Here is a 6478-nt window from a genome sequence, read left to right as displayed (position 1 = left end):
CGAATATCTAACGGGCCCCGTACACGGTTTCAGCCCAAAGCATGAAGCGACAGGCTATTTGCCGGTACGGTGGCAAGAGTTAGTGAAATTCCCAACCGCGAATGGATAAAAACATGACGGATCAGTCAACACCGGACGATGCGGCACGCACACCGGAAACCATTGATGATATCGCCGAAGTGACATTTGAACGCATCGGCGAAATTTTCGAAGCCGAAGGGTTGCGCTACCGCTTCGAAGAGCAGAAACTGCCAGATGGCAGCCAGCTCAAGGTGGTGCGCACGGGCTTTAGCAACGCTGCTATCGCCATCAGCGTACGCCAAAACATGCTCATCACTGATTCCCTGTGGCGCGGTGAATTGAGCACACGCGCAGCGGTCGATGTCCTCGCAGTAGTCAATTCATGGAACCAGGCACAATTCGCCCCCACTCTGCGGTTTTTTGAGCAAGGCGACAATGCACTCGCAATTTCTGCAGTACGAGAAGCTGATGTCAGTGTAGGAATGACGCGGAACCAATTGGGGGCATTTTTGCTCAGCACCCTCGACGCCGTGTTGGAATCATTCCAGACATTAGAAAAACAATTCCCAGATGCAGTCACGTGGAAAGACGGCCACCACGACGCCGGAGAGCACCCCACCGCCAACAACAACTCAAGTGAGCAGGACTAGGAGCAGCAACTATGACTACAGAAACACAGCTTGCACCAGCCACTATTGAGCGCGTAACGCAAGCAATGCGTGAATTCGACGTGGAACTAACTCCCGTCGACGATAAAGGAATTGCCACCGCGAATTTGAACGATACCTTGTGCACCTTCGCCGTGCTGGGTTCGGCGATGGTGGTGCGCTCTGAGGTTGCGACTGACACTGAATACGACAGCGCTGATGCAGGCCTATTTTTGGCCGCGAACCAAATCAATTCCACCTCAATCGGTGCACGCGCAGTAATCGCAGAGCACAGCGGGAAATTGCTCGTGCGCACGGAACGCGACATCGTGGTTGCCGCAGGTATATCCGACGAGCAACTGAAAGTGGCGTTGAAAGCCGCAGTCGATGGTGTCATGCGTGCACAAGATGCGATGGTCGCTGCGGCAGAAGAGATGCGCAAGCTCAATGAGCACCGCGACCAAGGCGACGCAAGCAATTAATAACAACCGCGGGTCAACGCCTTAGCCGCGCACAAAATGCTCATCGGCGCAGACGAGAATATGCTTCGTCAACGTCGTAGCTCGGCGTTGGCCACTCCAAATTCATTGCACGTAGACGTCGCAAAACCAAATATTTTACGGCGGTACGGGCATAAAGCTTGTTATCGCCCGGAATGATATACCACGGAGCTTCCTCCGTGTGTGTGCGATCAATCGCTATCTCATAGGCCCGCTGATAGTCCTCCCACTTTTCGCGGTTAGCAATATCTGAGGGATCAAATTTCCACCGCTTATCGTCCCGGCGTAGCCGTCGTAGTAGGTTTTCCCGCTGAAATTCCGGGGAGATATGCAGCATTACTTTGATGATGCTGACGCCACGGGCTGCTAGCTGAGACTCGAAATCAACGATGGCTTCATACCGTCTCTCTATTTCAGCCGGTGTTGCCATCTCTTCGACACGTTGGATGAGCACGTCTTCATAATGCGAACGGTCAAAAACCACGATCTCGCCTGGCTTCGGTACATGCTTCTTAATACGCCACAAGAAGTCGTGCTCTCGTTCTTCTGCTGTCGGTGCACCAAAACTGACTGGACGCAGCCCTTGCGGATCGAAAACCGACAAGGCATTGCGAATCATTCCGCCTTTGCCTGAAGTGTCCATCCCCTGCAGAATAAGCAGCACAGACGCAGTTTCTGGAGTACCCGATCGCGAGTGGGCAAAAAGCTGCTCTTGCAGGGTTTGCAGCTCAGCATCAAACTTATGCAACCTGCGTCGCAGTCGCTTTCCACGGGGGCTACCAACAAACCCCGGTGTCGACGTTGGCGCAATCGCCGACAGATCCACCGGTGGAACTGCCCGCAATTGCTCAGCATGTCGAGGTTTAAAAGCCATGTTTTTAATCTTGTTCGTCCGCGATATCGGCATCCTCGGATGAGTGAGAACTACCCTGCTGCATCGGGTTGTCGGCTGATGCAGATTGTGCAATATCATCGAGCACTGCGTGAATATAGGGTGCAGCGGAATCCGTGGAATACTCGCTTGCCAATTCAACGCCTTCGACGACGGCAACCGCAGCGGGAACCTCTGGGTTGAACAATATTTCCCAAGCCGACACGCGCATGATCGCACGGTCGACTGCCGGAAGACGCCGCAATTCCCATTCCTGGGACAGGAAGCGAGCAATCAACTCATCGATTTCGTCGAGTTGTTCGGCTACTCCGGCGACGATCTCTTTGGTGTACTCAGCAACCGGCGGCACAGGCGATTGCGCCCAGCCCGCGAGTTCAACGCGGTCTTCGACGATGGCGACGGGATCGAGATCTCGGGTTTCTGCTTCGTAGAGCATGTCTGCGGCACGTCGGCGCGCTCGGTAGCGCTTGGTGTGCAAACGCTTATCCGAACGCGTAAAACGGGCACCAGAAGCCGAGCGTTTCTTGTTATCTGACATACCTTGCGCGTTAGTTATTGCTGCGGGAGAGATAATCGCCAGTCCGGGTGTCAATCTTCACGACATTACCGGTTTCAATGAACAGAGGCACCTGAACTTCAGCCCCGGTTTCCAGCGTAGCTGGCTTGGTACCACCGCTAGAGCGATCGCCTTGCAGACCCGGCTCGGTGTGTTCGACTTTCAGGTCAACGTTGATCGGCAGTTCAGCGAATAACGGCTCATTGTCGTGGAAAGAAACCTGAATGCGCATGTTCTCCAGCAAGAAATCCACAGCACGTCCGAATTTTTCGGCGTCAAGCTCCACCTGGTCAAAGGTCTTATCGTCCATGACGACATAGTTGGTGCCGTCGTTGTACAGGTAGGTCATGTCACGGCGATCAACCGTAGCTAGCTCAGCTTTTGCACCAGCATTCCAGGTTTTATCGGTGACCTTACCGGTCATGACATCTTTGAGCTTCGTGCGCACGAATGCCGGGCCTTTACCTGGCTTTACGTGTTGGAATTCAACAATCTGTTGCAGTTTGTTGTCGATTTTCAGCACTACGCCGTTCTTAAATGCAGTGGTATCAGCCACGAAACAACTCTCCAATATGTGTCAGTTGAAACAACACCAAAAATGCTTGGCGCTGTCTAATATATCTTTGCTCCAGCCAGTATAACCGAGACTGCCCAGGCCATTAAAGCATCGGCCTAGGCAGTCTTTTTAAATGCGGTTTTCTTAGCGCAGCAGTGTTGAATTTCTTAGCGCAGCAGTGTTGAACTGCGAGTAAATCTTATAGCTCGCGCAACTGCTTGGTTGGAGTCGACAAGTTTGTGGGTTTACCTTCGGTAATTACCAAGGTGTCTTCGATGCGTACTCCCACTTTGCCCGGAATATAAATTCCCGGCTCAATGGTCAAAGTCATACCTGGCTCAAGCTTGCCCTTGCCTGTGCTTGCTGCCGCAGGGGCTTCGTGGACGTCAAGCCCAATGCCATGACCAGTGGAGTGCACGAAGTATTCTTCGTAACCAGCCTCGCGGATAATTTCCCTGCAGGCTTCGTCGATATCTGCCAGTGGCGTACCAGGGGTGGCTGCGCGCACGCCAGCTTCCTGCGCTTTAAGCACGATCTCATAGATTTCACGAGAGAAATCATCAACCTTGCCCACAGCAACGGTACGTGTCATGTCCGAATTAAACCCAGCAAGGTGTGCGCCGTAGTCAATGGTGACCAAGTCACCTTCTTGGAGCTCGCGATCGCCTGCACCATGGTGTGGTTTTGCACCGTTCGGGCCGCTGGCAACGATGGTGTCGAAACTTGGGCGCTCCGCACCAAGAACACGCATACGATATTCTAAGTCCGCAGCGACCTGGCGTTCAGTCCGTCCAGCACCAATCTCACCGGCAGAAATCAGATCTTCCAATGCCTGGGACGCCAGCGCTGCCACTCCGGTGAGTTTCTCTATTTCGATATTATCCTTGATCAGACGAATCTTTTCGATCATCCCCGAGACTGGAACCAACTCGACTTCTTCAGGGCATTGTTTTTCTAGCTGCTTGAATTGCTCGATGCTTACGAAGTCAGATTCAACACCCACACGACGCGGCCCTTTTACCTTGGCCAACAATTCTTTGGTGATCGCGCTAGTGATGACGGGTTCGATATCAGGCACTTCTTCCCTGATTTGTGTGGAATAGCGACCGTCGGTGCTGATCGCGGCGGACTGATCTTTCGACAGCAGCACCGCACCATTAGAGCCAGAGAATCCTGACAGATAGCGTACGTGCGTCAAGTGAGTGATGAGGAAATCATCGAGTCGTTCTGCCGACATTGCTGTCGCCAATTTACGACGACGATTGCTAAAACGGGTATCAGCTAAGGCCATGGTTCTCCTTTATTCGTCAATTATTGTGTCTGATATTTTGCGCCTTGTATTCCAGTATGCCGACCGCGTGTTTGTCGCGTGTGCATCATGGAATGTGAAGCTCGGAAAGATATTTCTAGCAAAAACTTTCTGCATTAAGTCTACGGCAATCTCTGTGCCCAAAAGTCCAATGCAGCGGTATAACCGTAAATCCCGAGCCCAGCGATTACCCCGAGTGCAATCGGCGACAGATAGGAATGATTGCGAAACGATTCCCGGGCGTGCACATTCGAAATATGAACTTCGACGAACCCACGTTGGTCTGCGATTTCAGCTAATGCATCGCGCAAGGCTACCGAAGTATGCGTGAATCCCCCGGGGTTAATGATGACTGGCCACTGGTTATCTGCTGCTTCGTGCACATATTCGAGCAATTCATACTCAGCGTTAGATTGGCGGCAAATGACTTCCAATCCGCGTGTTTTTCCTTCTGCGACCAAAGCTGCTTCTAAGTCTGCGAGCGTCGTTGTGCCATAAATTTCCGGTTGTCGCTTCCCCAAGCGATTCAGGTTTGGCCCATTCAACACCAACACTGTTCGACGTTTGATCGTTGACATCAATTCTCCCTTGTGCACCTGCGACTACTGCGAGATTGCCTGATACGCCACACGTAATTCATCGTCAGAAGCGTCCGGAATACGAGTACATTCACCAATGCCGGTCAGAGCTACGAAACGCGGTTTTCCATCACGGTTCTTCTTGTCTCGGCTCATTCCGTCGACTAATTCGTCGAAATGCCCCGAGTCATAGTTAACTGGCAAGCCGACGGAATCAAGAATTCGACGGTGTTGTTGCAAAAGTTCGTCGCTGATAAGTCTCCGGTTATGCGCCAAGTGCGCCACAAACATCATCCCCACTGCGACTGCATAACCGTGGCGCCATTGGAAGTTCTCGCGCAATTCCACCGCGTGCGCAAAAGTGTGCCCGTAGTTAAGAGTTTCACGTAGTCCAGATTCGCGCAGATCCATTCCTACGACGTTGGCTTTCACCGCTATCGAACGGGTGATCAATTCGGGCAAAAACCCGTCGGGATCGAGGCATTTAGCAGGGTCTTGTTCGTAGCGCTCGATAATGGTGCTGTCGCTGATGAATCCCGTTTTAATGATCTCAGCAGATCCGGCGATTATTTCTTCTTCTGGTAGCGTCGTCAAGCGGTCCAAATCGACAAAAACGCTGTCTGGTTCGTGGAAGGCGCCGACCAAATTCTTACCGTGCATCGTATTGATTCCAGTCTTTCCGCCGACTGCAGCATCAACCATCGCGAGTAACGTCGTCGGCACCTGAATGACCTTGATACCTCTCATCCACGTCGCGGCAACGAATCCAGCGAGATCTGTCACCGCACCGCCGCCAAAGCCTAATACGACATCACGCCGTGAGAAATTCTGCTCCGCGAGTTTATCCCACAATTCACCGACGACTTCCAGCGATTTTGCGGCTTCAGCATCAGGAACCGCAAACAAGTGGACGCGCAGACCTAAATTTTCTATTGAGCGTGCGACTTGTCGAGCAGGTGCGGCCATCGTCGGTTGATGAATAATACCGACGTTTTGGGCTCCAGTGTGCTTGGTTCTTTCAGCAATAGCTTCAGTCAAGCCACGGTCCACCGTTACCTGATAGGGGTTCGGGCCATTAACCTCGATGATCTCGGCGTTCCCCACGGTGTGATGGTGTCCATCTGGCGACGAAGAAAAAATATTAAATGTCATCTCTTAATGCTGCTTTCCTGCTGTTCGCACGCGTTCCTACAAAGTTTCCAAAAAGCCTAATATTTCTGCCACAACTTGTTGCGGACTGCGCTGATCTGTGCGTGCACGATAATCAGCTGCTTCGCGATACAGCGGGCGCCGCTGCGCCATTAAATTCCGGTAGCGTGTGCTCGCATCAGCACCGGCGAGCAGTGGCCGCTGATGCCGATTATGGGGACGAGTAGTTCGCTCAATACCAACGTCATCGCTAACGTCAACGAACACGAC

General features: G+C 52.5%; 9 protein-coding genes. 2 read left to right on the top strand and 7 right to left on the bottom strand.

The features are described 5' to 3' along the window. Window positions 1–113 precede the first annotated feature (113 nt). Complete coding sequence (locus RCH87_RS09800) at window positions 114–671, top strand: YbjN domain-containing protein (protein ID WP_306516519.1); 558 nt, start codon at window positions 114–116, stop codon at window positions 669–671. 11 nt (window positions 672–682) lie between these two features. After that, complete coding sequence (locus RCH87_RS09795) at window positions 683–1150, top strand: YbjN domain-containing protein (protein WP_306516518.1); 468 nt, start codon at window positions 683–685, stop codon at window positions 1148–1150. A 40-nt stretch (window positions 1151–1190) separates the two neighbouring features. Here RCH87_RS09795 and RCH87_RS09790 read toward each other — a convergent pair whose 3' ends face one another. The 7 genes from RCH87_RS09790 to RCH87_RS09760 form a co-directional block, all read right to left on the bottom strand. After that, complete coding sequence (locus RCH87_RS09790) at window positions 1191–2042, bottom strand: PPK2 family polyphosphate kinase (protein ID WP_306516517.1); 852 nt, start codon at window positions 2040–2042, stop codon at window positions 1191–1193. 4 nt (window positions 2043–2046) lie between these two features. Beyond that, window positions 2047–2598 (bottom strand): transcription antitermination factor NusB, encoded by a 552-nt coding sequence (gene nusB / locus RCH87_RS09785; RefSeq protein ID WP_306516516.1) that lies wholly within the window; start codon window positions 2596–2598, stop codon window positions 2047–2049. Window positions 2599–2608: 10 nt separating this feature from the next. Beyond that, window positions 2609–3172 (bottom strand): elongation factor P, encoded by a 564-nt coding sequence (gene efp, locus RCH87_RS09780; protein WP_306516515.1) that lies wholly within the window; start codon window positions 3170–3172, stop codon window positions 2609–2611. Between the two features lie 199 nt (window positions 3173–3371). Next, window positions 3372–4463, bottom strand: coding sequence for an aminopeptidase P family protein (locus RCH87_RS09775; protein WP_306516514.1), 1092 nt, complete (start codon window positions 4461–4463; stop codon window positions 3372–3374). Between the two features lie 140 nt (window positions 4464–4603). Next, window positions 4604–5059, bottom strand: a complete 456-nt coding sequence (aroQ, locus tag RCH87_RS09770; protein ID WP_306516513.1) for a type II 3-dehydroquinate dehydratase — start codon at window positions 5057–5059, stop codon at window positions 4604–4606. Between the two features lie 24 nt (window positions 5060–5083). Then, the gene (aroB, locus tag RCH87_RS09765; RefSeq protein WP_306516512.1) at window positions 5084–6211 is read right to left on the bottom strand and encodes a 3-dehydroquinate synthase; all 1128 of its coding nucleotides are present in this window, start codon (window positions 6209–6211) and stop codon (window positions 5084–5086) included. A 36-nt stretch (window positions 6212–6247) separates the two neighbouring features. Continuing rightward, window positions 6248–6475: a shikimate kinase gene (locus RCH87_RS09760; RefSeq protein ID WP_306516520.1), complete on the bottom strand. Its 228-nt coding sequence runs from the start codon at window positions 6473–6475 to the stop codon at window positions 6248–6250. Window positions 6476–6478 lie beyond the last annotated feature (3 nt).

The sequence above is a fragment of the Corynebacterium sp. genome, assembly GCF_030826625.1.
Taxonomy (GTDB): Bacteria; Actinomycetota; Actinomycetes; order Mycobacteriales; family Mycobacteriaceae; genus Corynebacterium.
The sequence above is the reverse complement of the archived record's forward strand: the minus strand, read 5'-3'. Positions and strand labels throughout refer to the sequence as shown.

Excerpts from the sequence above, each read along its gene's own strand:
- RCH87_RS09800 (WP_306516519.1), top strand. The coding sequence starts at position 114 with ATGACGGATCAGTCAACACCGGACGATGCGGCACGCACACCGGAAACC.
- RCH87_RS09795 (WP_306516518.1), top strand. The coding sequence starts at position 683 with ATGACTACAGAAACACAGCTTGCACCAGCCACTATTGAGCGCGTAACG.
- RCH87_RS09790 (WP_306516517.1), bottom strand. The coding sequence starts at position 2,042 with ATGGCTTTTAAACCTCGACATGCTGAGCAATTGCGGGCAGTTCCACCG.
- nusB (WP_306516516.1), bottom strand. The coding sequence starts at position 2,598 with ATGTCAGATAACAAGAAACGCTCGGCTTCTGGTGCCCGTTTTACGCGT.
- RCH87_RS09775 (WP_306516514.1), bottom strand. The coding sequence starts at position 4,463 with ATGGCCTTAGCTGATACCCGTTTTAGCAATCGTCGTCGTAAATTGGCG.
- aroQ (WP_306516513.1), bottom strand. The coding sequence starts at position 5,059 with ATGTCAACGATCAAACGTCGAACAGTGTTGGTGTTGAATGGGCCAAAC.
- aroB (WP_306516512.1), bottom strand. The coding sequence starts at position 6,211 with ATGACATTTAATATTTTTTCTTCGTCGCCAGATGGACACCATCACACC.